The organism is Larkinella harenae (genome assembly GCF_054780515.1).
The window spans coordinates 1328231-1353401 of sequence record NZ_BAAGWE010000002.1 but is presented as its reverse complement, the minus strand read 5'-3'; the positions used below and the strand labels follow the sequence as shown (position 1 = coordinate 1353401).

Sequence of the window (25171 nt, the reverse complement as noted above, 5' to 3'; positions counted from 1 at the left end):
GTATGAAATTAACTCTTACCAACTTGGTATCCCTCAATAGTAAATTGATTCTGGCGGGTGTCAGTTCGCTGATGCTGCTCGTCGCGCTATCGGGCCAGGCGCAGGTTCGGCCAGGATTTGGAGGGGGGCGCATTACGACCACCCCGACTCCCAGTTCATCTTCTGCTTTTGATTTGAACTACGCCGATCCGAAAGAATACGAAATTGCCGGGTTAACCGTAACCGGTAACAAATACCTTGATCCCAACTCCCTGCTCTCATTGACGGGATTGAAAGTCGGGGATAAAGTTCGGATTCCGGGTGAAAGTATCAACGGAGCCATCAAACGGCTCATGGCGCAGGGATTGCTCGAAGATGTCGAGATTATGGCGACGAAGGTCGAAGGGGATCAGATTACGCTGAACGTTTTGATCAAGGAGCAGCCGCGTTTGTATAAGGTAACGTTTGTGGGGATTCGTAAATCGGAACAGGATGCGCTCAAGGACAAGGTCAAACTGAACCTGGGTCGGCTGATCTCGAACACATTGATCAAGAATACGCAGCTCAGCGTTAAAAAATATTTCGTTGAGAAGGGCTATCTGAACACCAAAGTCAAAATCATTTCGGTGCCGACCGATAGTACCCGCAACCAGGCCACCATGCGGGTGTCTATTGATAAAGGCAGTAAGGTCAAAATCAACAATATTGAGATTCGGGGCCGCGAGCTGGTCGATGAGTCGAAGCTTCGGCTGAAAATGAAAGGAACCAAGCAAATGCGCTTTGGTCGTTTGTTTACACCTTCCAAGTTTATTCCGAAGAAATTTGAGGAAGACAAGCAAAAAGTTATTGACTATTACAACAAGGAGGGCTACCGCGATGCAGCCATCACCTTCGACTCGGTATATGCCCACGATGGCCGAACGGTGAACATCATCATGGATATCGATGAAGGCCAGAAATACTACATCCGTAACATTACCTGGGAAGGCAACTACCTGTATACCGATGAGCAATTGACGCAGGTACTCGGTCTTAAGAAAGGCGATGTGTACAGCAAAGAAGCCATCGAAAAACAGAAGAACGGTATTCCCGGTGGTGACCTGAGTTCGGCTTATATGGACAAAGGGTATCTTTATTTCAACGCTGAAGACGTCATTAAAAGCGTTGACGGGGATTCGTTGGATCTGGAATTCCGGATTTTTGAAGGCAAGCAGGCTACCATCAATCGGATCATTCTGAACGGAAATACCAAAACCAGCGACCACGTGGTGTTGCGGGAAATCCGGACCCTGCCGGGGCAGAAATTCAGCAAAACGGACATCATCCGGACCCAGCGCGAATTGGCAACCCTCGGCTACTTTGACCCGGAAAAAATTGGCATTAATCCCGTTCCGCAACCGGACGGAACCGTGGATATTGAATATACCGTTGAAGAAAAGCCCAGTGACCAGATTGAATTATCTGGTGGTTGGGGTGGTTACGTCGGGTTTGTTGGTACGCTGGGTCTGGTGTTCAACAACTTCTCGGCCCGTAACATTACCAATATGAAAGCATGGCGGCCGTTGCCAGCGGGTGACGGGCAGAAACTCGCGTTGCGGTTTCAGGCCAACGGACGGCAATTCCAGACGTATTCGTTAACATTTACCGAACCCTGGCTGGGTGGTCGGAAACCGAATGCACTTTCTGTTAGCTTGTCGCGTACCATCTTCCGGGTTTCGGATTACAGCCAGATTTATACCAATCCGGGCGCTTTTGGACGGAACTTCCTGGGCTCGTATGGTAACACGATGTTATCGGTAGGCTTGGGACGCCGGTTGCGTTTCCCGGATGACTTCTTCCAGTTGAGCAATTCGTTAACCTATCAGCGATACGAGTTGAACAACTACGATATTTTCGGAATTGGCTTGAATAACGGAACGTCGAACAGCATCACGTTCAATACCACGCTGGCCCGAAACAGCATCGACAACCCGCAGTTCCCGCGCGGAGGGGCCTCGATCTCCCTGCAAGCGTCCCTAACTCCGCCGTATTCGATTTTCTCGGACAGAACCGCAAGTACCAATGTCGATATCCGCGATCGCTACAAGTGGGTCGAGTACCACAAATGGATGTTCGATGCCAGTTGGTTTGCAACCGTAACGGGCAAGCTGGTGTTGAATGCCCGCGCGCACATGGGTTTCCTGGGCCGGTACAATTCCCGGACGGAGTTCAGCCCGTTTGAACGGTTTGTATTGGGTGGTTCCGGTCTGGCCGGTACAGGGCAGTTTGCACTCGCGCAGGATATCATTGGTTTGCGGGGTTACAACGACCGGGATGTCTACACGGGTCTGAACGGTATTTCGCCAACTCCAATCGAGCGTTCACGGGGCGGTTTGGCCTTCAGCAAATACGTGATGGAACTACGGTATCCGGTATCGCTGAACCCGTCGGCAACCATTTTTGTTCTCACATTTCTGGAAGCCGGAAACAACTGGGGAAGCTTCAAGAGCTACAATCCATTTGACCTGAAGCGGGCCGCCGGGGTAGGAGCGCGGATCTTCATGCCGGCCTTTGGTTTGATCGGGATTGACTACGGATACGGTTTCGACTCAATGCCGGGCTCTACAACTCGTACAGGACCGGGTGGTCAGTTCCACTTTACCATTGGGCAGCAGATCAGATAAGAAATCGTTTCCTTCAACGTTATTTGTAGATACATAACAAGGAACCATCTGACTGTAATTGATTCACGCAGAATAGAGTAATGCGGAATCGTTCCGGTTTTGTTTCAAAAAATGTCATGAGAAAAGGACTAATTTTTGTAACTTTGCTCTCCTTTTTAGTCACTGGATCAGTAAAGGCGCAAAAACTGGGGTATGTTGACTCGGAGTTTATCACCAGCAAAATGCCCGAATACCAGAAGGCGCTGACGGAGATCGACAAGTTTGCCGAAAAGTGGTCGAAGGACATTCAGGATAAATACACGGAGATTGATAAGTTGCAAAAAACCTATCAGGCCGAAGAAATCCTGTTGACCGAGGACATGAAACGCGAGCGGTTGCGGATCATTAGTGATAAAGAGCGTGAGGCCCGTGAGTACAATAACAAGGTTTTTGGCTACGAAGGCTTTTTGTTTCAGAAAAAGAAGGAGTTGATGAAACCCGTGACGGAAACGGTCATGCGGGCCATTGATAAAGTAGCCAGCCAGAAACGATTGGATATGATACTGGACAAAGCCAGCGAGGGCGTTGTGCTCTTGTTTACCAATCCGCGGCACGATTATACCGATTATGTTATGGAGGAGCTGGGATTGACGATCGATCAGAAAGCTAAAAACGTTACGTCCACTGACCCTTCTACTGCCACACCGACCGATAAAGAATTAAACCCTGCGAATAATTCTAAATCAAATACAAGTAAACCGACAAAACAACCAAAATAACAAGTTAGAATGAAAAACAAACTCATTGCACTGGCAGTAACTCTGCTATTAGGAGGTAGCCAGGTGTGGGCACAGGCGCAACAACCGGCCACGACAGCGGCCCCGACAGCTTCTGTGAAGATTGGTTACACGAACATGGAGTACATCCTGCAAAATGTGCCGGAATTCAAGGATATTCAAAACCAGCTTACGATTCAGCGTTCGCAGTTGGAAAAACAATTCCAGGATATGTCGAAAGAGTTCCAGGATAAATTAGGTGCTTACGAAAAAGGTCAGACGCAGATGTCAGATCTGATTCGGGCCGATAAAGAAAAAGAATTGCAGGGACTGCAACAACGGATTCAGGAGTTTCAGGCTAGCTCATCATCACAGTTGCAGAATAAATACAACCAACTGGTCAATCCGGTGATGCAGAAAATCCAGACGAATATTGACGCCGTTGCGAAAGAAGCCGGCTTTAACTTCGTCTTCAACCTGGATGCAGGGTCTGGAACCATTCCGGTACTGCTGGTGGCTCCCGAAGAAAACGACATGACGGAGTTGGTATTTAAGAAGATGGGTGTTCCGGTTCCGTCTAAGCAGGCTGCTCAGCAAAGCACCGCCCCTGCTCAAAACAAACCGGCAACTCCTGCCCCCAAGACAGCGACTCCGAAAAAGAACTGATCAGACGAATAAGCGTATGGAGAGCCGCTCAGGGATGGGCGGCTCTTTGCTTTTGCTCCGGATAGCTCTAAATGGACCAGAAAACACCTTAAACTTTTTATTAAATAAATACAAATTGCCTTGTATTTACGAAAAGACAGGTTCAATAAAATAAGATGTTTGCTGCTTCCGTAAAATCTATCTGGTATTTTTGCGTTACACATTAAAAACCATTTGGTGACGATTCCTCATGCTGCAAAAAATAGCGAGTATAGTTACTTTATTCCTATTCTTAACCAAGCTAACGGTTTTTGGCCAGGATTCTAAGTCTCTTCAAATAATCCTACCCAATCAGTCAGATCGGCAGAATGCGGGCTGGAATCAGATTGCGGAAGGGCAGACCATTGATGTGATGATCAGGGCGTCGGGTGCTCGGGCCGACTCGGTGACGTATACAATCAAGCAAGGACAGATGGAAGGCATGACGTTGGATTCAACCGGTCATTTCCGCTGGACTCCTGGTTTTGACATTGCCGACCGGATCAATACGACCCGAACGATTCCCGTTATTTTTGAAGCCCGAAACAAGCAGGGGGAAACCGCTACCCAATCCGTCGATTTTAAGGTGCAGCACGTAAATCGTCCGCCGGTGGTTAGCGATTTACGGCCTTTCTACATCCGCAATAAAACGCAAAACGTATACAAGATCGATGCGGCTGCGGTTCGGGATGAAGATAATGACCCGGTCGTGTTTATCCCGATCCCGGATCAGATGCCGGAAGGAGTTAAAATGACTGCTCAAGGGGAGCTGACCTGGCAGCCATCGCTCAATCAATTCAATCACTTAAAAAATAGCAAGGGGCAATATATCGAATTTTATGTTGAAGATCAGCCGGGCAAGTCTCGCACCAAAGGCCGCTTGAAGATTGAAGTAACACAGATGGACGTACCGCCCGATATTACTGTGGTTCCTGAAAATCCACAAGTTCGAATTAAAGAGGATGCCACGGTCAACTTGAAGTTTTACCTGAGCGACCCCAATGGGGATGATGACATCAAAACTTTTGATTTCTTGTCGGAAAGTCAGGAGGTACCTCGGGAAGCTTTACGGAAGAATACGGAAACCAACTATGAGTTTATCTGGCGGCCCGGCTACGATTTTGTCAAAGATCCGTATGATTCACTGACCTTTGACATTGTGTTTTTTGCACTGGATAAAGGACAGAACCGCGCTGAGCGGAAAATAAAGTTTACGGTATATAATGCCGAAAACCAAGATGAAAAAGACCGTTATCTCTACGCCCAATACCGGCAATCGCTGGTAACGGCCTGGAATCTGCTGACCCAGCTGGGCGAGAAGGAAGAGGAATTGAAGAAAAGCTACCGGAAAGCTAAAACCGGGAAGCGGAACCGTTCAGTAGCAAACGCTGGTTTAGGAGCCGTGACGGGTGTAACACCCGCCATTGTGGCTAACAACCAGAATACCAAAGTGCAGACCAATATGCGGTACGTCTCAGCGGTTGGCGGGACGGCTGTATTGACGATGGGAACGCTCGAAGCTACGGAGGTGATTGGTAAATCGATGAAAGATCTGCTCGATCGGTTTAACTACGTGATGAGCAAGAAAAGCGAGTTGCAGAATAAAGGCGATGTGTTTGCCCGCGAATTTGCGCTGAAGGCCACGCGGCAGAACAAAGATTTTGTTAAGAAGCTGGATGATTTCCGGGCGGCTATGAGCCTTTCAGGACTTGTAGCGCTGGAGCTGGACGCAGCCTGGCAAAGCAAAACCGAGGCTACCGACAAGGCCCTCAAACGGATGTTCAAAGACTTTTCGCCTATGGAAGAAACAGCCCAGACAACGAGCCGACGGCAGTGAAATCGTTGGTTAGCTGATGGAAACAAAAAAGCACTGCGGTAAGCAGTGCTTTTTTGTTTGGAGCCATAATAGATGCTTTAGTCCTCCGGTGTACTGCGGGGATGCGGCAGACTGGCTTTTGGATCATTCGTTGAAACGGTATCCGCTTCAGGGTCGGTTGAATCCGTTGAGAGGGTATCGTCAAGTTCACTCGCTGGCAAAACCGATGCATCCGCTGGAGATGGGTCATCGGGCAACAGCATGTCTTCATCAGACTGTTCGCGAAAAAACCGGCGCTGGAAAAACAGGATAATACAAACGCCAACAAAGATGCAGGAGTCGGCAATATTAAAAATGGGAGTCGAATAATACTGCCCTCCCCAGAGCGGAATCCAGTCGGGCAAAAAACCTTCCCAGACATCCACAAAAATCATATCAATCACCTGCCCGTGAAACCAGGGAGTCGTTGATCCGTAGGGCGCATTATCGAGAAAAACACCGTAGAAGGTGCTATCGATGACATTACCCACAGCACCCGCCAGAATCATGGACATCGCCCACAGCAAACCGTTGGGAGCTCCCCGGTGGGCCAGGTGAACCAGATACCAGCCAATACCAGCCATGGCTACCAATCGGAATAGGCTCAGAAGTAATTTGCCGTACTCGTGACCCAATTGCATGCCGAACGCCATTCCGGGGTTCAGGACGTAATGTAGCTTAAGCCAATCACCAAGAAGCCGAATCTGTCCGGCGAAACCGGGTTCCATGTTAAAATGAACCAGCAATTTAACCGCCTGATCCAAAGCGATCAGGAGTAGACTCAAGACAAAAAACTTCAGTGGACTCTTCTTTACCATGATGTGTATTATGAATCACCCGGTTGGTCAGACTTGGATAATAGCCCGCCCAGCCGGGTGACGGTTTTGGAGTGTAAAGCTCCTAAAACGGACCAATCTACTTATTTGGGCACCCTTTCCGGCGCAGTAGTTCCTTCTTCACCAACAGATACTCCCGGCTACTTTGCCCGGCAATTGATTTGTTTTCGGCGGCCCGGCGGAACAAATACGGCATGACCGCTTCCACAGGTCCATACGGTACATATTTGGCCACGTTGTAGCCAGCATGTGCCAGGTTGTATGAAATGTTGTCGCTCATTCCCAGTAATTGGGCAAACCAGATGTGGGTATCATTCGGGGCAATGCGCAGTTCCTGCATCCGATTGAGGCAATACTGACAACTATACTCGTTGTGCGTTCCCAGGCAAATCGATACGGTATCGCGATTGACAAGGCTGAACTCAACCGCTTCATTGAAGTCGCGGTCGGTTTCCGCTTTCGTCGTATGAATCGGATCAAGGTATTCGCCCTCGTGAGCCCGGATGCGCTCTTTTTCGATATAAGCGCCCCGAACTAGCTTAGCGCCCAGAAAATACCCCTTAGCGCGGGCTGTTTCGGTACATTTTTTCAGATTTTCCAGAATATCCGACCGGTACAACTGGTACGTATTGTATACAATACATTCCTGATGGTTATAACGGTCCATCATCTCATACGCCAGTCGGTCGATGGTATCCTGAATCCAGCTTTCTTCGGCATCAATAAAAATGCGGATATGGCGTTCGCTGGCTCGGCGGCAGAGCGTATCAATCCGTTGCCGGACTCGCTCAAAAGCTTCCTGTTCTTCCTGCGTCAGGCGGTCGCCGGTCTGTACTTTTTCCAGTAATTCGGTGGAAGCAACGCCGGTGACTTTGAAAACGGAGAAAGGAATGGCATTGGATTCACTGGCCCGTTCAATGGTGCGTAAAATTTCAAGAACGGTTTCATCAAAAGAAACTTCACTGTCTTCTCCTTCCACGGAATAATCCAAAATCGTTCCGATACGGCCTGTATGCAGTTTTTGGATTGTTTTTTCGCAATCGCGAATGGTCTCGCCCCCGCAGAATTGCTCGAAAATCGTACGCTTAATGAGTTTTTTTACAGGAAGTTGTAGTTTAAATGCCAGTTTGATAAAAAAAGTACCTAAATTTACCAGCCAACCCTGATTCATCAACGCAAATAACCAGTACGTTTTACGAAGTTTCCCGTTGGACTGGGAAGAGAAGGCAATCGACGTGTCTTCAAACGAGATGGACTGAAAAGTAGTGGCCCGTTGAACGATCGTTGGCATAGAAGATGGACTTCGGTTTGACATAATCACTGCCTGATGCACCAACTTAAGGTCCGAAAGTTAAAACTTGTTTTCGGTAATCCTATACCCTGATAAATAAACTTGTTTTACCTTCGTTTTGTTGTCAGCGCAAAAGGATGCAAATTTAGTTGAAAAACAGTTGTATCTACAGTGGATATACTAAAAAAAATTAAAAAAAGTTTCCGATAGAGTAGTAGAAGTAATCACCCGTATAGAGTACCAGTATGAAGCCAAGTTTAGAAGTCCTGCCGCTCAATAGCTGGATAGAGACGAATGGAAAACCGCTCATCATTTCAGGACCCTGTAGTGCTGAAACGGAAGAGCAATTAGTGGAAACCGCCCGCCAGTTGAGCCAACTGGGTGCGGTTCATGTGATTCGTGCCGGGGTATGGAAACCCCGTACGCGTCCCGGTAGCTTTGAAGGCATGGGGAAAGCGGCTTTGCCGTGGATTCAGCGCGCCAAAGAAGAAACCGGACTGCCTTTTGCCGTTGAAGTGGCCACGCCTGAACACATTGAGCTGGCGCTGAAACACGGTATCGATATCTTGTGGGTGGGCGCTCGTACCACGGTGAACCCGTTCAATGTTCAGGAAATCGCCGATGCCCTGCGTGGGGTGGATGTTCCGGTGTTGGTCAAAAACCCGGTAAACCCGGATCTGGCCCTCTGGATTGGTGCTTTTGAGCGGATTGCTGGCGCTGGTATTACAAAATTAGGTGCGATCCACCGGGGTTTTTCAACGGGTGAGGCTTCCAAATACCGTAACGTGCCGCTGTGGCAGATGGCCATCGAACTGAAGTCGACTTTCCCGAATCTGCCGATCATCGGCGATCCAAGCCACATGGCGGGCAAGCGCGCTTACCTGCAGGAACTGGCCCAGATGCAGATGGACCTGAACTACGACGGTTTGATCGTAGAATCGCACATCGATCCGGACAATGCGTGGAGCGATGCCGCTCAGCAATTGACGCCGGCGGCTTTTGGCGAAATGCTGGAGCACCTGCACATCCGGAAAGTAGAATCGCAAAATATTGAGTTCCAGAGTGCACTTGAGCAAATCCGGAGCAAAATCGATAACGTAGACCGGCAACTGGTCGAAGTACTGGCCGCCCGCATGGCGCTGGTTGAGAAACTGGCCGAATACAAACGCGAAAATAACGTAACTGTCTTCCAGCCGGATCGCTGGAAAGAAGTACACGAAACCCGTGCGAAGCAGGGCCAGAAAATGGGTCTGTATCCGGAGCTGGTGGAAGAAATCTTCAAAATCGTCCACATGGAATCCATCCGGAAGCAAACGGAAGTGATGAACAGCAACACGCAGAGCGCGTAACGCACACCTGTTCGGATTATAAGGCCCCGCAACGGTTCAACGTTGCGGGGCTTTTTATTTCAACGTGATCGAAACCGTCGAGCGGTTATAAGCTCCGAAGCAGCCGAGACCGTTCTGGATATTGGTTGGGATGGAAACAGGTTCGGCAAACGGATTACTGTCGGTTTGTTGCTGCCGTGATAGCGCTTCGTGGTACCGGTAGAAATCACCGTTCAGGTGCAGCAAGGACGCTGATAAACTAAATGGTTTTTGAAAAACCGTCGGGAAAAACGACTGGTCGGCGGCTATCGAAGGACCCAAATACCCTTTTTCGGAATTCATGGCTTTACCGTTGGTTTCAACATCGCTGTAGATGGCACGTCCGGCCTGGGCGGATACAAATTGAATGGGTTCGTGCGCGGTTTGCCCCGATGAACAACCGGTGCAGCGGTACGTGAAGAGGCCTTCAGTCTGGTAAAAATTGGTTTCGGCGGGTGGATCTGTCCAGGTGTAACGAGTGAAAAGCCGTTTACGAAGTTCCCCATTTTCCCGGACTGCTTCGGAGTCGAGCCGGACGCGTTGTAGTTCGACGCCAGCCGGAACGGCCGTTCGGGCTTCGACCCGTTGTCCCTCAGGCGTTTGCACAATTAACCGGTACGTTTCTCCGGCCCGAATGGGAAACTGGTCGGGCGTAGCCCGGTAATACCGCAACCGGTTATGATAGCGCAATTCGATGCTGCGGGAATCCGTTCGCAGGGTCACCCTTGCATTCTGAATCTCAAGATTCGTAACGGTTTCGTCGTTCAGCAGCGGCCGCGAACGGGCAACCCGGGCTGCCAGCACTGTATCCTGCGGAGAAATAAAGCAAGCCACCACCAGCTTAGCCGCTTGCCCCGTCAATTGCTCCGGAGCAATTTCCTGCCGTACCGGCTGACAGGCGGCCAGTCCCAAAATACCGATTAACCAACTTAAATGCCTCATATCCCTTAAAATGAAATGGTGTAACTAACCGACGGTATGGCCGGAAAAAGTGAATACTTGTAGAGTACGGTTTTAGAATGTTTGCCGACGCCCTGCTCTTTTCCTTCCAATGAATAATAAAACGGGTTTCGGCGGTTATACAGGTTGTAAACGCCAACCTCCCAGGTGCGGACAACGTGTTTCCGCTTTTTGCGAAACTGAAAACCGATATCCAGCCGATGATACGCCTGCGCCCGGAAACCGTTTCGGGGGCCGTATTCCTTCACGTTGGGGGCGGGGCCAAAGAGCTGTTCCGACGGCCGGCCGGAACCAACCGAAGCGGGAGGACGGTTTTCGTAACCGGAAAACCGGGAAATCGGCAGCGTTAGGGCCTGGCCGGTGCCGTACACCCAGGTGCCGGAAAACGTAATGCCCGGTTTGAATTCGTAAATACCGACTACCGAAGCATCATGTCGCCGGTCGTAGCGCGGAAAAAACTTTCGACCACCGTTCAGCGCCGGAAACTGCCACCAGGTCCAGGAGAGCGTGTAACCCATCCAGCCGGAAAGCCGTCCCGCTTTTTTCTGCACAAAAAGTTCACTGCCGTACGACCAGCCGCGCCCGGTTGTAATGTTGTTCTCCCAGAGTTGGGCATCGGTGGCAGGTTGGGTGCTCAGAAAACTGGTGCCTTCGGCGTAACTGATGCTGTTGCCAAGGGTTTTGTAATAACCTTCCAGCGTTATCGCCAGGCTGCGCGACGGGTTGCCCGTGTTAACGAAATCTTTGGCTAAACCGATTGCAACCTGCCGGGCCTGTTGCGGACGAATGCGTCCGGTGGTCGGAATCCACAAATCGGCGGGCAGGCCCAGCCCGTTATTCGACAACAAATGCGCATACTGATTCATCAGCGCATACGAAGCTTTGATGGAGAACGAACTGTCAATTTGGTAGGCGATGGACAGGCGCGGTTCGGGGCGCAGATACTGAATTGGTCGCCCGGTGGGCCGGGGCGGACCGTCGGATGGTGAACCGGTTTGCCCGCCGGAGTCGGTCGATAACATCCCGGATCGGAGCAATAAAAAGTGGCTGAGTCGGAAACCGGCATTCAGGTGCCAGCACGGGCCGGGTTGCCAGGTATCTTCGGCGTACAGCCCCGTTTCGAGGGCATCAATAAAGAACCGGGGTGATGGAGCGGTGGCAAGGTCGCCGGTTGTAACGGCAGCACCGGGCGTAAACCGGTGGTGGGTGCTTTGCAAACCGAATCGGAACTGATGATCATGCTGGGCAAATTCGAGGGCGTAGTTAAGACCCAGATCCCGAATACCGGAACGGTACCGGAGGGCATAGGGTGAACGGGTCGTGTCGCGAAGCCCGAAACCGTCATTGGCCACATTCAGGTGATACTGGCTGTAGATCAGCGACAGGTTGACAAAGGCGTCATCAGAAAACCGGTGATGCCAGCGTAGTGTTCCGACTGTATTTTGCCAGTTCAAGCTACCCTGCAACGGTCGGTTGTCGGTTTGCGACCGGTTAACAAACGCATCCCTGCTTCGAAAAGCGCTGAGGAACAGTTTGTCATTAGAGCCGATGGGGTAGCTCACGCGGGAATTCAGGTCATAAAAGAAGGTATTGGTCTGAACGGCATCCGGATTGTCGGAAACGGCAAACGGCCGGGTTACCAGATCAACGTAGGTTCGGCGGCCGGCTATCAGAAACGTCGCTGGCTGGGACACTCGTTTTTTACCCAGGGGGCCTTGCAACACAAGTCGCGATGAAATCAGCCCTAACCCGGCTTCGCCGGACAGTTTTTCGGCGTTGCCGTCTTTGGTACTCACCTCGATTACGGATGACAGCCGACCGCCAAACCGGGCCGGAAAACCGCCTTTCGTCAGTTCGACGTGTTGGATCGCACTGCCGTTGAACGCAGAAAAGAATCCCAGCAAATGCCCAGAATTGTACAGAACCGCCCCGTCCAGCAGAATCAGGTTTTGGTCGGGCCCGCCCCCGCGTACATAAATACCGGTATTCCCTTCAGCACCTTTCTGGACGCCCGGTAGCAATTGCAACACCCGCAACACATCTTTCTCGCCCAGCAGCGCAGGCAGCTTGGTGAGTTGTTCGGCAGAAAGGCGAATCTGGCTCATTTGCGGCTTTCGGCTAACGAGTTCCGGGCGATCAATCGGACGAACCGTTAACTCATCCAGCAACTGGCCGGCGGATAAAGCAATCGTGATTCGTTGATCACTTCGGAAAGGAATGGTTCGCCGGACGGTTTGGTAACCGACGTAGGAAAAAAGAAGCGTCAGGCTGTCGCGGGCGGAAAGCGTTAGCGTAAAAAGACCGTTTGAGTCGGTAACCGTACCAACGGTTTTGCCGGGTGTGTATACGTAGACACCCGCTAACACACCGTTGGTGCCTGCGTCAAAAACCGAACCCGTAACGGTATACGAGTTCTGCCCCTGACTGCAAAAGCCAACGAGTAGCAAACCCAGTACCGCAAACAGGCGTTTCATTCCAAAGCCGGTTGATGATGAATACGTTACCTAAGATACGGGTGTAGCTGAATTGACTCAATATGTAAACTTTACGAAAAACGAACGGTTTTGGATGCTGGATTGAAACGATTTTTAGGGAAGGGTAACGGTATTGATTGTGCGGTTATAAGCGCCGAAGCAACCCAGGCCACCCTCGATGTTGGTAGAAATCAACACCGGTTCGGCAAACGGATTTCCATCAATATCATTCTGCTGTTGCAGCGTTCGGTGATATTCGTAATAATGGCGGTCTACGTGCAGCAGCATGACGGTAACCGCAACCGGACGTTTGGTGATGGGGGCATTGCCGGAATAGCTCATTTTGCTGGTCGTATCTACATACGAATAGGTAAGGTAATTCGGTATGGTTCCCTTCGGCGACGTGATCACTTGCCCATCCCGGTTGCGGTCGCTGATGTGCTGCTCGGTATTCCCAAAGAAAATAAGCGATTGCAAGGGCAGGTAGCGCTGAATCGTATCTCTTAGGGGACCATTGGGGGTAAATGTTGTGAGTGTTACCCACTGGTTGGTGGAAACTTCGCCCGCTACCCGGTAATAATTTTCCTGCCCCACGGGGTCCTGCCAGGTTAACCGAACGTCGTAAATCCAGGGCTGGTTGTTGTTAAAAGGCGTCTGTTCGCGGGAAGAATCCAGCCGGGCGGAGGCAATTGAGATCGGTTTCGGAACGGTACAGGAAGCGGTGACGGACTGTGTGCCTGCCTGCACCCGTAGCTGGTAGGTTTTACCCGCTTCAATGGGAAACTGCCGGGGATCGGCAATAAAGGTATAAAGAAGGGGGTCATATTTCAGTTCAATGGAACGGTTTCCTTCCGACAGAACCACTTTCCAATCATCCAGATTCCAGGGAGCCGCGTTGCCCGTACCGAGCACGGGCCGTGAAAGGCTGATTGCGGCCCGCAGCAGGGTATCCTGCGGAGAAAGGTAGCATTGAACAACCAGCTTGCCCTCCGTTGAAGGCAACCGATCCGGGTCGACATCGTTGATAAGGCTATCACAGGCCGTTAAGGAAACCAGAAAGCCAACCAGAAAGAATAGAGTAAGTCGCATACGGTTTAGAACTTGAAATTATAGCTAAACGACGGAACAATCGGAAAAACGGAATAGCGCTTCAATTGGGCTCGGCCCTGCTCATTGTTCTGGAGGGCGTAGAAGAACGGATTCCGACGGTTGTACAGATTGTAAAAGCTAAATTCCCAGGTTCGTTCGTGGTGTTTTTTCTTTTTGTGAAACTGGATTCCGAAATCCATGCGGTGATAGGGTTCGGCGCGGAAGCTGTTCTTTTCGCCGTAGTCGTTCGCAGAGCCGCCGGAAAAAGGATACCCGCCCGGAAAATAGCTGTTCGAGCGGTTCGTAAGGGGCTGGTGCGGGCGGGAAGAATAACTGGCCAACGGCACCGTCAGGGCGTTGCCCGTGCCGTACACCCAGGTGCCCGAGAGCGTGATGCGCGGACTGAGTTCGTAAATGCCCACCAGCGAAATGTCGTGCCGCCGGTCGTAACGCGGGAAAAACGTTTTGCCGAAATTCAGCTCGGGAAACTGCCACTGCGTCCACGACAGCGTGTAGCCCGCCCAGCCCGAAAACCGCCCTACTTTCTTTTGCAGCAAAAATTCTCCGCCGTACGACCAGCCTTTGCCCGCCGTGATGTTGTCTTCCCACCGAACTTCATTGGCCGATTCGGGGTTACCCACCAGCAGAAAACTGGCTCCCTCGCGGTAATTGACGATGTTCTTCATCGTTTTGAAATACCCTTCCACCGTCAGCGTTAGCCCCTGAAACAGGCTGCCTGCCTTCGTGAAATCTTTGGCAAAACCGGCCGCAATCTGTTCCGATTGCTGGGGTCTGATCCGGTCGGTGGTGGGCACCCACAGATCCGTGGGCAACCCAATGCCGGTGTTGGACAGCAAATGCACATACTGGTTCATCAGCGCGTAGGAGGCTTTGATCGATAAATCCGGTTTGAGCACATAAGCCGCCGAAAGCCGGGGTTCGGGACGAATGTAGCTAACGGCTTTTTGCTGAAAATGGCTGAGCCGGAAGCCCGCGTTGACGCGCCAGCGATTGGTGGGTTTCCAGGTATCTTCGGCGTAAAGGCCCGACTCCTGCACCCGAATGGCTTCTACCTCCGTACGGAACTGGTCGGATTCGGTATCTTTCAGTACGATGGCGCTGGGGGTAAATTTATGGTGGGTCGTCTGAACACCGAACCGAATGGAATGGTAAGGATTGGGGTAAAAATCCAGGTCATATTTAAAGGACACATCCCGGATGCCCGAATTGTAACGGAGCTGGTATAAGCTGGTTTCGACGTCCGTTCCCGTGCGCCGACGCGATTCTTCGTCCGCAAAAATCTGAAAAGTGTAATTGCTGAAAATCAGGGATGTGTTGGCAAACAGTTTATCCGAGAAAAGATGGTTCCAGCGGAGCGTTCCTGTGCCGTTGCCCCAGAACAGACCGGCGCTGGTTTTGGTCGAGAACTCGCGATCCGGCGTTTCGCGGGCGAAAAACCGGTCGCGCCCAAAATAACCACTCAGGTAAACTTTGTCTTTCCGCCCAAAATCGTAATTGACTTTGGCGTTCAGGTCGTAGAAATAGTAGCCCGCCATCGCTTCGCCGTTCGAACTGGCCCGGATGAGGGGGCGCGCTAGCACGTCGAGGTAAGTCCGGCGGCCCGACACCAGAAATGACGATTTGCCCTTCTGAATCGGCCCTTCCAGCGTCAGCCGGGAGGCAATCAGGCCAATGCCCCCTTCGCCGTGGAGCTTTTCCTTGTTGCCCTCCTTCATGTTCATCTCGATCACCGACGACAGCCGACCTCCGTACCGAGCCGGAAAACCGCCCTTGATCAGCTCCACACTCTTGAGCGCATCCCCGTTGAAGACCGAGAAAAAGCCAAACAAGTGGTTGGCGTTATAAACAACGGCATCATCCAGAATGACCAGATTTTGGTCGGGCCCACCCCCGCGCACGTAGATGCCAGTGCTGCCTTCAGAGCCTTTCTGCACCCCGGGCATCAGCTGAAGCACTTTCAGCACATCTTTCTCGCCCAGAAAAGCCGGTATTTTCTTGATCTGATTGATGGGTACGTCAATGCGGCTCATTTGGGGGCTGTCGCTCACTTTTTCTTCCGCACGATTGCCGGTTACGGTTACTTCCGACAGCAGGCGGCCCGGTGTCAGCAGAATGTTCAATTCGGCATTGCGCTGGAAGGGTACGGTTTGCTGGATGGTTTGGTAGCCCACAAAGGAGAAGGCCAGCGTGAGGCTGTCTTGCTGGGGCAGCGTCAGGGAGTAAAATCCGTAGGTGTTGGTGGTGGTCCCGGTGGGGGAGCCGGGCAGGTAGATGTTCACGCCGATGAGGGCTTCCTGGCTGCCCTGCTCGCGAACGTAGCCGCTGACGGTATAGCGCTTGGGCGGATTCTGTGCCGAAACCGATAAACTAAAAACCAGCAGGACAGAGAGAAACAGTAGCGGTTGTTTCATAAAGTATATACGAATGAATAGCCTTTGATTCGTATACGACAAAGGAGTTGGAAAAGTGTGAAAAGGTTGGAAATTAACAGTTTTTAATAGAACCGTTAGCTGCCGTCATTCAATGCGTTTGGTGACCGTCGACCGGTTATAAGCGGCAAAGCAACCCAGACCACCCTGAATATTGGACGGCATCAGGACCGGCTCGGCAAACGGATTGTTTTGCGACTGGCGCTGTTGCTGACGTGCCCGGTGGTAATTGTAGTAATTCTGGTCGGTTTGCAAGACGGAAACCTGAATGGTTAGCGGCTTGGTGTACGGATGCTCACCGGCATAACTCATTTGCTGGATACTGTCGTAAAAATAGAAATCGAAAAAGCGCGGTAGTTCGCCCCGGGCCGAAACCAGCAACTGTCCATCCTGATTCAGATCGGAAATAAACTGCTCCTGTCGGCCAAAGCCAACAACGCCCCGCATCACCACTTTAGGGCCGGTGGTGTCAATATAAGCCGCTGGAAACCGGGGAGGCCAGTTCATACACTCGCCGTAGCCCGAAACGCGGTAAAAATTGGTTTCGCCCGGTGGGTCCTGCCATACCGCCCGGAACTGGTACGTCCAGAAAGGGTCGTTACTAAAACCGCTATACGTCCGGACGGAGTCAAACCGCAATTCCGTAATCGGGACGGCTTGCGGAACCGTACAGGAACTGCCAACGGCTTCAAAACCCGGCGCGTCGACCCACAGCGCGTAGCTTTTCCCGGCCTGAATCGGAAACTGGCGGGCGTCGATGGCATACACCCGTTGTTGCGGATCGTAGGAGAGTGTGACGGTTTTGCCTTCGCTGCTCAGCACCACCGTAGCCTCGCGAACAGTATTGATCGAATCGCTGACGTAGTCGCCCAGCACCGTCTGAGAACTGGAAACCGAAACCGTCAGGACCGTGTCCTGCGGAGATAAATAACCGTTTACCACCAGCTTGCGATCGAGTTGAGGCAGCGTTGACGGGTCGATTTCGGTGACCAGATTCTGGCAGGCTACGGTACCCATCAGCATCAGCGCGAACAGGGATGACAATCGGAATCGCATGGCTGCTTAAAATTTAAAACCGTAGGTAACGGATGGAACAATGGGAAAAACCGAATACCGCTGGAAAATCGTGCGGGTCGGTTGGTTGGTCTGCTCGTTGGTTTGGGTAGTCAACTGGTAGAAAAACGGATTCCGGCGGTTGTATAAATTGTAAACGCTGAACTCCCAGGTGCGCTCGTGACGTCGTTTTTTCTTATGGAACTGCACCCCGAAGTCCATGCGGTGGTAGGCTTCGGCCCGGAAGCTGTTTTTAGCGCTGTAGTCGTTGACTGCCCGACCGTAGCTGAAAAACTGGTTAATAAATGAATTGTCGTTGTTGATGATTGGATTGGGCTGGTGCGTTGCCGACTGGTATTTCGCCAGCGGCACCGTCAGGGCGTTGCCCGTGCCATACACCCAGGTGCCCGAGAGCGTGATGCCCGGGCTGAGTTCGTAAATGCCCACCAGCGAAATATCGTGTCGGCGGTCGTAGCGCGGGAAAAACTTCTGACCAAAATTCAGCTCGGGAAACTGCCACTGCGTCCACGACAGCGTGTAGCCGGTCCAGCCCGTAAACCGTCCTGTTTTTTTCTGCAACAACACTTCTGCGCCGTACGACCAGCCTTTGCCCGCCGTGACATTGTCTTCCCAGCGCACCTGGTTGGCCGATGTCGGATCGTTGATTAGCAGGAAACTGGCTCCTTCGCGGTAGTTGATGATGCTGTTCATGGTTTTATAGTATCCCTCGACGGTCAGCGTCAGGCCCCGGGTGGCACCCCGGTCCGCAAAATCTTTGGCAATCCCCACGGCGACCTGCTGCGATTGCTGCGGTTTCACCTGATCGGTGGTGGGCACCCACAGATCCGTAGGCAGCCCAATGCCAGTGTTCGACAACAGGTGTACATACTGGTTCATCAGCGCGTACGAGGCCTTGACCGATAGCGACGGTTTGAGCACGTAGGCGGCCGAAATGCGCGGTTCAGGACGCAGGTAATTCACCTGTTTCTGAATGAAATGGCTCAGTCGGATGCCCGCGTTGACCCGCCAGCGGGCGTTAGGCCGCCAGTTATCTTCGGCATACAGGCCGGATTCGACCACATCGATGGCGTCAATTTGGGTTGTAAACTGGTTGATCAATGTATTTTGCAGCACCACGGCGCTGGGCGTAAACCGGTGCGCAATGCTCTGAATTCCAAACCGCAGCGAGTGTTGCGGAGACGGATAAAAATCCACATCGTACTTGAGCGAAAAATCCCGGATGCCCGAACTGTACCGCAGCGCGAACCGATCGTTTGATACGGCATCTTCTTCGTCCGACGAAATCTGGAATTTGTAATTGCTGAAAATCAGTGAGAGGTTGGAAAAAAGCCGTTGCGAAAACAGGTGGTTCCAGCGAAGGGTGGCCGTAGCATTGCCCCAGTCGAGGTTGATGTTGGTGGCCGATTCCTGATCGTCGGCGTAAAACCGATCCTGTCCAAAATAACCGCTTAGGTATAGTTTGTTCCTGGGGCCAAAATCGTAATTGGCTTTGGCGTTCAGGTCGTAGAAATAGTAACCGGCTACGGTTTGTCCGTCGGTTTGCTGCTTGATGAGGGGTCGGGCCAGCACGTCGAGGTAGGTCCGGCGGCCCGACACCAGAAAGGACGATTTGCCCTTCTGAATCGGCCCTTCCAGCGTCAGCCGGGAGGCAATCAGGCCAATGCCCCCTTCGCCCTGAAGCTTCTCCTTGTTGCCCTCCTTCATGTTCATCTCGATCACCGACGACAGCCGCCCTCCGTACCGAGCCGGAAAACCGCCCTTGATCAGCTCCACACTCTTGAGCGCATCACCGTTGAAGACCGAGAAAAAGCCAAACAAGTGATTGGCATTGTAAACGATGGCGTCGTCCAGAATAATGAGGTTTTGGTCGGGCCCACCCCCGCGCACGTAGATGCCAGTGCTGCCTTCAGAGCCTTTCTGCACTCCGGGCATCAGCTGAAGCACTTTCAGCACATCTTTCTCGCCCAGAAAAGCCGGTATTTTCTTGATCTGATTGATGGGTACGTCAATGCGGCTCATTTGGGGGCTGTCGCTCACTTTTTCTTCCGCACGATTGCCGGTTACGGTTACTTCCGACAGCAGGCGGCCCGGTGTCAGCAGAATGTTCAATTCGGCATTGCGCTGGAAGGGTACGGTTTGCTGAACGGTTTGGTAGCCCACAAAGGAGAAGGCCAGCGTGAGGCTGTCTTGCTGGGGCAGCGTCAGGGAGTAAAATCCGTAGGTGTTGGTGGTGGTCCCGGTGGGAGAGCCGGGCAGGTAGACGTTCACGCCGATGAGGACTTCCTGGCTGCCCTGCTCGCGAACGTAGCCGCTGACCGTTACGGTGGCGCGTGCCGGAGCAGACTGGCTCAGCGCCGGAGACCACATCAGTAAAAACACGAAACAAGACAGGAAGAAGTACTTCATTCAGGCATTCATTTGACGTATTCTTTGTTATTACGCTAGAGGACGTTTAAAAAGTATACGGAGGAAGAACTTAACAGTTCGGTCCTTGTAGAGTTATCATAGCAACGACCTGATTAACACGCAACAGCCATGCTGAATTTTGATAAACTTTCGCTTAATATTCCCGAAACGACCAAGCCGCGGGTAGTGGTCATCGGTGGCGGGTTCGGAGGAATCAATCTGGTGAAGAGCCTGAACAATAAGGATTTTCAGATTGTGATGTTTGATAAACAGAATTATCACGGTTTTTGGCCACTGCTCTATCAGGTTGCCACCGCAGGGCTGGAACCCGACGCTATTGCCGAACCGCTCCGCAAAATGTTTGATGAAGAATACGATGATTTCCACTTTCGGTTGGTGCGGGTGCTGGGGGTTGATCCACAAACCAAAACCGTAAAAACCCTGATTGGTGATCTACGTTACGATTATCTGGTCATTGCAACCGGAACGAAAGCTAATTTCTTCGGCAACGATCAGGTGCAGAAATATTCATTTTCGCTCAAAACCATACCCGAAGCGCTGAATCTCCGAAGCCAGTTTCTGCAATCGTTCGAGCAGGCCAGCATTACGGTCGATCCGCAGATTCGGGAAGGGCTGCTGAATTTTGTCGTAGTGGGTGCGGGGCCAACGGGCGTTGAGATGGCCGGGTCGCTGGCTGAAATGCGGAAACACGTTTTGCCGGGCGACTATCCGGGCCTTGACTTCAGCAAGATGAATATTTACCTGGTGGAAGGGCTCGACCGGGTTTTGCCGCCGATGTCGCCCGAATCCAGTGAAAAGACCCAGAAATACCTGGAAGAACTGGGCGTGGTTGTCAAGCTCAAGACGCTGGTTGAATCGTACGATGGGGATACCGTGACGTTCAAAGGCGGAGAACAGATCCGGTCGCAGACGGTGGTTTGGGCCGCTGGCGTAACGGGAGCGCTCATCGACGGTTTGCCGAAGGAGCTGATTGTACGCGGGGGCCGCATTGCGGTAAACGAATTCAACCAGATTCAGGGCTACACTGATATCTTTGCCATCGGCGATATTGCTTTTATGAAAACCGATAAATACCCGAACGGGCACCCCGGGGTTGCGCAACCGGCCATTCAGCAGGGCAAACACCTGGCGAAGAACCTGCGTCGGCTGATCAAGAACGAAGCCATGACCAAGTTTGAATACTTCGATAAAGGCTCGCTGGCCATCATTGGCCGCGCCCGGGCCGTTGCCGATCTGCCGGGAAATATGCACCTTGGCGGTTTCGTTGCCTGGGTTGCCTGGCTTTTCGTGCACATTTATTACCTAATCGGTTTCCGCAGTAAGCTGGTGGTGCTGAGCAACTGGATTTACCGGCTGTTTACGTACGAACGCGGCACCCGGCTGATCATTCGGCCTTTTGTCCGAAAAGACGATAAAGAAACCCACGAGTTTGTGGTTAAAAATGAAATGTCCTAGTCATTGAACTGAATTGTCTTGAACTGGGATTACACAGATTAAAAGGGATAGAAGAGTAAACATGATTGCCGTAGCCATCCGAGTTAATCCTTTAATCTGTGTAATCCCAGTTCAAGACTCAAGATAATCCCTGTTCAGATGAAGTTTCTGTTAACCGCCCTGCTTCTGATCGAAACATTTGTCGTTTCGGGCCAGCCTACGTTGAATCCCGATACCGTTAAAGCCGGTCGGTTTGATATGGGCAAGATGTGGACGTTCGATACGCCCCCAAACGAGTATTTTCAGACAACGTACGGTTTTACGCCCGACCAGAAATGGTTTGATGAGGTGCGGCTGGCATCGTTGCGGTTTGCCGATTACTGCTCGGCCTCGTTTGTGTCAGCCAGCGGCCTGGTGATGACCAACCACCATTGCGCCCGCGAATCGGGAACGGGCGTACAGCGCAAAGGGGAGGATTTGAACAGTACCGGTTTTTTTGCCAAAACTCTGGCCGAAGAGCGCAAAGTACCTAATCTGTACGTCGATCAGCTGCTTAAGATTGCGGATATCACCACGCGCGTGCAGGCCACAATGGCCGCCGGGAAGTCGGAAGCCGAACAACTGCAACTGCGTGAGCGGGAATTTGCAACCATCAAGCAGGAGTACGGCAATCAGCCCGAATGGAAAGGACTGGAGCTGCAAACCATCACATTTTACAACGGTGGCCGGTACGCGTTGTACGGTTTTAAGCGCTACAACGACGTTCGGCTGGTGTTGATGCCGGAATTGCAACTGGGCTTTTTTGGCGGTGATCCCGACAATTTTACGTATCCGCGTTACGCCCTGGATTTTTCGTTTTTCCGGGTGTACGACAACGGCAAACCGCTAAAAACGACGCATTATTTCAAGTTCAATCCCAATGGAATCAAGGAAAACGAGCCGGTTTTTGTGACCGGCAATCCGGGCAGCACCGAACGGCTGAAAACCGTGTCCGAGCTGGAATACGACCGCGACCTGAAACTGCCCTATATCCTGCAATTGCTCCGCAGCCGGGCCGAAGCCTTGAAAGTGTATAATGCGAAAGCCAAAAACGACAGCATCCAGAACGAAATCTTTAGCCTCGAAAATAGCCTGAAAGCTTATGGCGGCCAGCTAGAAGGGTTGCGCGACCCGTACCTTTTGGCTCGAAAAGCCGCTTTTGAACGGCAGTTCAAGGCCGATGCACAACGTCTGGAAGGGGGACGTGGGCAATCGAAAGTCAGTACGGGTTCCGGACGAAATACGGCGGACCCGGCCAATGCAACAGCCGCCGGAAATACGGCCCGGGTCGATATCAATCTAAAGCTTTGGGATGATCTGGCAACCAACGTTGCTGATCTGCGGAAATATTTTAACGACAATACGTATCTGTCGCCCAGTGAGTTGGCCCGTGGTGATTTGATGGTTTTTGCGCATTTGCTGGTTACGTACGCTGATGTGGCCCGTCAGAATCCGGGCCGCGCGGAGCAGCTCAAGGAATTGTTGGAGACGCCGAAGCTAACCGACCGTGCACTGGAAGAAGCCTACCTCGCTGCTCACCTGAGCGAAGCCCAGGTCGCGCTGGGCAACGACGATCCGTACGTTAAGGCGGCCCTAAACGGCAAAACGCCGAAAGAAGCCGCAGCCTATTTACTCAACAACACCAAAATGAACGACCAGGGCTATATCAACGACCTGATCACGAAAGGACCGGCTGCCATCAGTGGCGACAACGATCCGTTGCTGGCGCTCGCCCGAATTGGCGTACCGCGTTACCAGCGGGCGGCTTCTGCCGTGCAGCAGATCAACCGGCGGCAAACGGTTTTGCGGAGTAATTTGGGGCGTTTGCTGTACGAGGTTTACGGAACGGCCATTCCGCCTGATGCCACATTTTCACTGCGGATCAACGACGGAGTGGTGAAAGGATTTCCGTACAACGGAACGGTGGCTCCGTATCAGACGACCTTCGCGGGCTTGTACGATCGGTATTATTCGTTCAACGGCAAGTTTCCGTGGTCGCTGCCCAAACGCTGGCTAAATCCACCTGCCGAATTGCTGCGCCAGCCGATGTGTTTTGTATCGACGAATGACATCATTGGCGGTAACTCCGGTAGCCCACTGATCAACAAAAACCGGGAAGCCGTCGGGCTGGCATTCGACGGAAACATGGATAGCCTGCCGGGCAGTTTTATTTTTGTGCCCGACAAAAACCGCACGGTTTCGGTTCATACCGGTGCCATTGTGGCCTCCATGCGGTACATTTACAAAGCAAACCGGCTGGTGCAGGAGCTGGTGGGAAAATGAGACGTGTTGTTCACAAACACCCCTTAGCGATTCGCTGGTTTCACTGGATCAACGTTCCGTTGCTGTTCGTGATGATCTGGAGCGGACTGCTCATCTATTGGGCCTGGGACCCTTACAAAATTCAAATCGGGGAGACGGTTTTAGTGCAGTTTTTCCCGGATTCCTTTTATCAGGCATTGAAACTGCGCCGTCGGCTGGCCGAGGGCATGGCGTGGCATTTTGTCTTCATGTGGCTGTTTGCAATCAACGGTTTTTTATACGTATTGTATACGGTTTTTTCCGGGGAATGGCGGCTGTTGGTGCCCGATCGGAATTCGTTTCGGGAAGCCTGGCAGGTGTTGCTGCATGATCTGGGAATCCGTAAAACCGTGCCTCCCCAGCAGAAATACAACGGCGCACAGCGGATTGCCTACACCACCGTCATTTTGATGGGGATAGGATCGCTGGTAACCGGGTTTGCCATTTATAAACCGACGCAGGTTGCCGGGTTGACGAGCCTGCTGGGTGGTTACGAATCCGCCCGGTTGTGGCACTTTGCGTTGACCATCGGTTACGTTGTGTTTTTCGTTATTCATGTTTTGCAGGTGATTCGGGCGGGCTGGAACAACTTCCGGGGTATGATTACCGGATTCGAGGTAAAACCGGAGCAGCCCGAAAAACCGTTCTCCGAAACGGCACACTAAACGACGCTAAAATAATGTTCTGGTTATGGCTCCCGAGGACGGTCCGAACAAACATATACAACGCGAGGAATTAACGTCGGAGCAACAAATTCGGCGACGAACGTTAAAAGCGTTTGCCTGGTTCGGTGCCGCCAGTCTGGTGCCGTACGGCGTCTACCGCTGGATCGTGGGGCAAAAAAAAGCAGCCGGGCTGTCAGCGGTTTTTCGTCAAGTCCTTCAAGCCAATGAAAAGATAGCCGACGGTTATTTCAGTCACGCTAGTCTGGCCCCCACCTTTCCGAAAGAAAGGGCTGCCAAACAGGTTCGGGTGAACGGGAAAGACGGGTTACGAACTCCGCTCGATAAAGCAGCCTGGCGGTTGCAAATTGCCCAACCCGGACGCCAGCCCCTGTCGGTTTCGCTGGATGAATTGAAAACATTGCCAAAACAGGAAATCGTTTTTCAGTTTAAATGCATCGAGGGCTGGAGCCAGATTCAGCACTGGGGCGGGGTGAACTTCGGGGAGTTTGTTAAAAAATACCAGCTAGGTCGGAAAGACGATTCCGGCGAATGGTTCGCTTACGTCGGTATGAAAACGCCCGATGGGGGCTATTACGTAGGCATTGATACACCCAGCGCCCTGCATCCACAAACTCTGCTGGCCTACGAAATGAATGACGAACCGTTGACGGATGTACACGGTGCTCCGCTGCGGCTGATCATTCCGGTTAAATACGGCGTCAAAAATCTGAAACGCATCGGCAGCCTCTGGTTTAGCGACGAACGCCCGCGTGATTTCTGGGCCGAGCGGGGGTATGACTACCACGTCGGCCTGTAATCCCTCGGGTG

General features: G+C 52.0%; 17 protein-coding genes. 9 read left to right on the top strand and 8 right to left on the bottom strand.

Annotated elements, in window-relative coordinates; genetic code table 11:
- Positions 1-2 precede the first annotated feature (2 nt).
- The 4 genes from bamA to ACYVH9_RS16580 all read left to right on the top strand — a co-directional run bounded on the left by bamA (position 3) and on the right by ACYVH9_RS16580 (position 5918).
- Positions 3-2642, top strand: a complete 2640-nt coding sequence (gene bamA / locus ACYVH9_RS16595; protein WP_460637487.1) for an outer membrane protein assembly factor BamA — start codon at positions 3-5, stop codon at positions 2640-2642.
- A 116-nt stretch (positions 2643-2758) separates the two neighbouring features.
- Entirely contained in the window at positions 2759-3400 is a 642-nt protein-coding gene (locus tag ACYVH9_RS16590; protein ID WP_460637486.1) for an OmpH/Skp family outer membrane protein, read from the top strand.
- 9 nt (positions 3401-3409) lie between these two features.
- Complete coding sequence (locus ACYVH9_RS16585) at positions 3410-4063, top strand: OmpH/Skp family outer membrane protein (RefSeq protein ID WP_460637485.1); 654 nt, start codon at positions 3410-3412, stop codon at positions 4061-4063.
- A gap of 229 nt (positions 4064-4292) precedes the next feature.
- Entirely contained in the window at positions 4293-5918 is a 1626-nt protein-coding gene (locus ACYVH9_RS16580) for a hypothetical protein (protein ID WP_460637484.1), read from the top strand.
- A 77-nt stretch (positions 5919-5995) separates the two neighbouring features.
- Here the strand turns inward: ACYVH9_RS16580 and ACYVH9_RS16575 are convergent, their stop codons facing one another.
- Both ACYVH9_RS16575 and ACYVH9_RS16570 read right to left on the bottom strand, forming a co-directional pair.
- Positions 5996-6754 carry a lipoprotein signal peptidase gene (locus ACYVH9_RS16575; RefSeq protein ID WP_460637483.1) on the bottom strand — a complete coding sequence of 253 codons (759 nt, stop codon included), beginning with the start codon at positions 6752-6754 and terminating at the stop codon, positions 5996-5998.
- A 97-nt stretch (positions 6755-6851) separates the two neighbouring features.
- Positions 6852-8063 (bottom strand): proline dehydrogenase family protein, encoded by a 1212-nt coding sequence (locus ACYVH9_RS16570; RefSeq protein WP_460637482.1) that lies wholly within the window; start codon positions 8061-8063, stop codon positions 6852-6854.
- Positions 8064-8308: 245 nt separating this feature from the next.
- Here ACYVH9_RS16570 and ACYVH9_RS16565 point away from each other — a divergent pair, with 245 nt between their 5' ends.
- Positions 8309-9412 carry a chorismate mutase gene (locus tag ACYVH9_RS16565; RefSeq protein WP_460637481.1) on the top strand — a complete coding sequence of 368 codons (1104 nt, stop codon included), beginning with the start codon at positions 8309-8311 and terminating at the stop codon, positions 9410-9412.
- A 54-nt stretch (positions 9413-9466) separates the two neighbouring features.
- On the opposite strand, the gene ACYVH9_RS16560 is transcribed toward ACYVH9_RS16565, so the two are convergent.
- From ACYVH9_RS16560 to ACYVH9_RS16535, 6 genes are all read right to left on the bottom strand, one after another.
- Positions 9467-10372, bottom strand: coding sequence for a DUF4249 domain-containing protein (locus ACYVH9_RS16560; RefSeq protein WP_460637480.1), 906 nt, complete (start codon positions 10370-10372; stop codon positions 9467-9469).
- A 5-nt stretch (positions 10373-10377) separates the two neighbouring features.
- Entirely contained in the window at positions 10378-12864 is a 2487-nt protein-coding gene (locus tag ACYVH9_RS16555; RefSeq protein WP_460637479.1) for a TonB-dependent receptor, read from the bottom strand.
- Between the two features lie 114 nt (positions 12865-12978).
- Positions 12979-13953, bottom strand: a complete 975-nt coding sequence (locus ACYVH9_RS16550) for a DUF4249 domain-containing protein (RefSeq protein WP_460637478.1) — start codon at positions 13951-13953, stop codon at positions 12979-12981.
- Between the two features lie 5 nt (positions 13954-13958).
- Entirely contained in the window at positions 13959-16385 is a 2427-nt protein-coding gene (locus tag ACYVH9_RS16545) for a TonB-dependent receptor (protein WP_460637477.1), read from the bottom strand.
- A gap of 105 nt (positions 16386-16490) precedes the next feature.
- A complete protein-coding gene (locus ACYVH9_RS16540) occupies positions 16491-17459 on the bottom strand; it encodes a DUF4249 domain-containing protein (protein ID WP_460637476.1) in 969 nt (322 codons plus the stop codon).
- Positions 17460-17465: 6 nt separating this feature from the next.
- Positions 17466-19883, bottom strand: coding sequence for a TonB-dependent receptor (locus tag ACYVH9_RS16535; RefSeq protein WP_460637475.1), 2418 nt, complete (start codon positions 19881-19883; stop codon positions 17466-17468).
- Positions 19884-20012: 129 nt separating this feature from the next.
- Between ACYVH9_RS16535 and ACYVH9_RS16530 the strand changes: the two genes are divergently transcribed.
- The 4 genes from ACYVH9_RS16530 (at position 20013) to ACYVH9_RS16515 (ending at position 25160) form a co-directional block, all read left to right on the top strand.
- On the top strand, positions 20013-21359 hold the full coding sequence (locus ACYVH9_RS16530) for an NAD(P)/FAD-dependent oxidoreductase (RefSeq protein WP_460637474.1): 1347 nt from the start codon (positions 20013-20015) through the stop codon (positions 21357-21359).
- A gap of 138 nt (positions 21360-21497) precedes the next feature.
- Positions 21498-23660, top strand: coding sequence for a S46 family peptidase (locus tag ACYVH9_RS16525; protein ID WP_460637473.1), 2163 nt, complete (start codon positions 21498-21500; stop codon positions 23658-23660).
- Positions 23657-24343 carry a cytochrome b/b6 domain-containing protein gene (locus ACYVH9_RS16520; protein WP_460637472.1) on the top strand — a complete coding sequence of 229 codons (687 nt, stop codon included), beginning with the start codon at positions 23657-23659 and terminating at the stop codon, positions 24341-24343. The genes ACYVH9_RS16525 and ACYVH9_RS16520 overlap by 4 nt, the downstream gene beginning before the upstream one ends.
- Positions 24344-24368: 25 nt before the next feature.
- A complete protein-coding gene (locus ACYVH9_RS16515) occupies positions 24369-25160 on the top strand; it encodes a molybdopterin-dependent oxidoreductase (RefSeq protein WP_460637471.1) in 792 nt (263 codons plus the stop codon).
- The last annotated feature ends 11 nt before the right edge of the window (positions 25161-25171 follow it).

Coding starts and splice junctions, on each gene's coding strand:
- bamA (WP_460637487.1), top strand. CDS start 3: ATGAAATTAACTCTTACCAACTTGGTATCCCTCAATAGTAAATTGATT.
- ACYVH9_RS16590 (WP_460637486.1), top strand. CDS start 2,759: ATGAGAAAAGGACTAATTTTTGTAACTTTGCTCTCCTTTTTAGTCACT.
- ACYVH9_RS16585 (WP_460637485.1), top strand. CDS start 3,410: ATGAAAAACAAACTCATTGCACTGGCAGTAACTCTGCTATTAGGAGGT.
- ACYVH9_RS16580 (WP_460637484.1), top strand. CDS start 4,293: ATGCTGCAAAAAATAGCGAGTATAGTTACTTTATTCCTATTCTTAACC.
- ACYVH9_RS16575 (WP_460637483.1), bottom strand. CDS start 6,754: ATGGTAAAGAAGAGTCCACTGAAGTTTTTTGTCTTGAGTCTACTCCTG.
- ACYVH9_RS16570 (WP_460637482.1), bottom strand. CDS start 8,063: ATGCCAACGATCGTTCAACGGGCCACTACTTTTCAGTCCATCTCGTTT.
- ACYVH9_RS16565 (WP_460637481.1), top strand. CDS start 8,309: ATGAAGCCAAGTTTAGAAGTCCTGCCGCTCAATAGCTGGATAGAGACG.
- ACYVH9_RS16560 (WP_460637480.1), bottom strand. CDS start 10,372: ATGAGGCATTTAAGTTGGTTAATCGGTATTTTGGGACTGGCCGCCTGT.
- ACYVH9_RS16555 (WP_460637479.1), bottom strand. CDS start 12,864: ATGAAACGCCTGTTTGCGGTACTGGGTTTGCTACTCGTTGGCTTTTGC.
- ACYVH9_RS16550 (WP_460637478.1), bottom strand. CDS start 13,953: ATGCGACTTACTCTATTCTTTCTGGTTGGCTTTCTGGTTTCCTTAACG.
- ACYVH9_RS16545 (WP_460637477.1), bottom strand. CDS start 16,385: ATGAAACAACCGCTACTGTTTCTCTCTGTCCTGCTGGTTTTTAGTTTA.
- ACYVH9_RS16540 (WP_460637476.1), bottom strand. CDS start 17,459: ATGCGATTCCGATTGTCATCCCTGTTCGCGCTGATGCTGATGGGTACC.
- ACYVH9_RS16535 (WP_460637475.1), bottom strand. CDS start 19,883: ATGAAGTACTTCTTCCTGTCTTGTTTCGTGTTTTTACTGATGTGGTCT.
- ACYVH9_RS16530 (WP_460637474.1), top strand. CDS start 20,013: ATGCTGAATTTTGATAAACTTTCGCTTAATATTCCCGAAACGACCAAG.
- ACYVH9_RS16525 (WP_460637473.1), top strand. CDS start 21,498: ATGAAGTTTCTGTTAACCGCCCTGCTTCTGATCGAAACATTTGTCGTT.
- ACYVH9_RS16520 (WP_460637472.1), top strand. CDS start 23,657: ATGAGACGTGTTGTTCACAAACACCCCTTAGCGATTCGCTGGTTTCAC.
- ACYVH9_RS16515 (WP_460637471.1), top strand. CDS start 24,369: ATGGCTCCCGAGGACGGTCCGAACAAACATATACAACGCGAGGAATTA.